The sequence below is a fragment of the Kitasatospora sp. NPDC091257 genome, from assembly GCF_044757675.1.
Taxonomy (GTDB): Bacteria; Actinomycetota; Actinomycetes; order Streptomycetales; family Streptomycetaceae; genus Kitasatospora; species Kitasatospora lactacystinica.
Genome location: NZ_JBIVVI010001557.1, coordinates 1 through 1,743 on the forward strand (window position 1 = coordinate 1; position 1,743 = coordinate 1,743).

The 1,743-nt window shown below is 74.6% G+C and carries 1 protein-coding gene and 1 pseudogene; one reads left to right on the top strand and one right to left on the bottom strand.

Features of this window, described 5'->3' with window-relative positions:
• Window positions 1-68 precede the first annotated feature (68 nt).
• Window positions 69-665 carry a flavodoxin family protein gene (locus tag ACIQOV_RS40235; protein ID WP_359899739.1) on the top strand — a complete coding sequence of 199 codons (597 nt, stop codon included), beginning with the start codon at window positions 69-71 and terminating at the stop codon, window positions 663-665.
• A gap of 51 nt (window positions 666-716) precedes the next feature.
• Here ACIQOV_RS40235 and ACIQOV_RS40240 read toward each other — a convergent pair.
• Window positions 717-1,682: pseudogene (locus tag ACIQOV_RS40240) on the bottom strand (MFS transporter); the annotation flags it as partial.
• Window positions 1,683-1,743 lie beyond the last annotated feature (61 nt).

A 1,743-nucleotide genomic window follows, 5' to 3' on the forward strand; every position in this document is an offset into this window, starting at 1 on the left:
GCCCCGTCCCGTCCCCACGCCTGCCCGCCGGCCTCCGCCGGCCCGCGCCCGTCCCCCTGGAGTGCCGCATGACCGCCGTCCGTCCGACCGTCGCCCTCGCCTACCACTCCGGCTACGGCCACACCGCCGTGATCGCCGAGGCCGTCGCCCGCGGCGCCGCCGCCGCAGGTGCCGAGGTCGTCCCGATCGCCGTCGACACCATCACCGAGGAGCAGTGGGCGCAGCTGGACGCCGCCGACGCGATCGTCTTCGGCTCCCCCACCTACATGGGCACCGCCTCCGGCGCCTTCCACGTCTTCGCCGAGGCCACCAGCAAGCGCTGGTTCACCGACGCCTGGAAGGACAAGGTCGCGGCCGGCTTCACCAACTCCGCCTCCAAGAGCGGCGACAAGGCGGGCACCCTCGCCTTCTTCCAGACCCTCGCCGCCCAGCACGGCATGAGCTGGGTCAACCTCGGCCTCAAGCCCGGCTGGAACGCCACCACCGCCTCCGAGAACGACCTCAACCGGCTCGGCTTCTTCAACGGCGCCGCCGCCTCCTCCCCGTCCGACGCCGGCCCGGAGGCCGTCCACAAGGCCGACATCGCCACCGCCGAGCACCTCGGTGAGCGCGTCGCCCGGCACACCGCCGTCGTGCTGGCCGGCCGCGCCGCCCTGGCCGGCTGAGCCCCGGGCGAGCACGCACGCCCACGGGCGACTACGCCCGCCCACGGCCGCCTACGCCGCCGGGTCCGTCCCCAACCGGGGCGCCCGGCGGCGTTCGCCGTCCGCAGACCTGTCCGCCGGTCCGTCCACCGAACCGCCCACCGAACCGAGCTCCGCGCCGGTGTTCTCCGGCAGCATCCGCAGACACCCCAGGGCCAGCACACCCAGCACCGCCAGGTACCAGCCCACCGGCTGCGCCGTCCCGTACACCCCGGTCAGCCGGGTGGCCACCAGCGGCGTCGTCGCCCCGCCGACCACCCCGCCCAGGTTGTACGTCAACGCCGCGCCCGTGTAGCGCACCCGGGTCGGGAACAGCTCCGGCAGGAACGCCGCCAACGGCCCGAACATGGCGCCCAGCACCACCATCGCCCCCGCCAGCGCCACGAACATCAGCGGCCGGCTCACCGTCTCCAGCAGCGGGAACAACACCAGCGACCAGACCGCGGCCAGGCCCGTCGCCCACCGCAGCGTCCGCCGCCGACCCCACCGGTCACTGCACGAGGCGCTCAGCCACACCGTCGCGGCCATGCCCGCCGCGCCGACCAGCAGCATCGACAGCACCAGCGTGCTCGCCACCCCGAGCCCGGTGGTCGCGTACGCCAGGGCATACGTCGTGGTCAGGTAGAACAGCGCGTACCCCACCGTGATCGCCCCACCGCCCGCCAACACCGGGCGCCAGTGCTCGCGCAGCACCTCCAACACCGGCAGCCGCTCCCGCCGCACCCCCGTCCGGAACAGCGGTGACTCCTCGACCCGCAGCCGGACGAACAACCCCACCGCGACCATGACGAACGAGGCCAGGAACGGCACCCGCCAACCCCACGCGCGGAACTCCCCCTCGTCCAGGCCGAGTTGCAGCGCCAGGAACACCCCGTTCGCCAGCACGAACCCGATCGTCGGCCCCAACTGCAGGAACCCCCCGTACCGCCCCCGCCGCCCGGCCGGCGCAGTCTCCGCGATCAGCAGCGCCGCCCCGCCCCACTCCCCGCCAGGCCATCACCGCGCACCAGCTCAACGGCGCCTTCCGCACCGGCTGGGT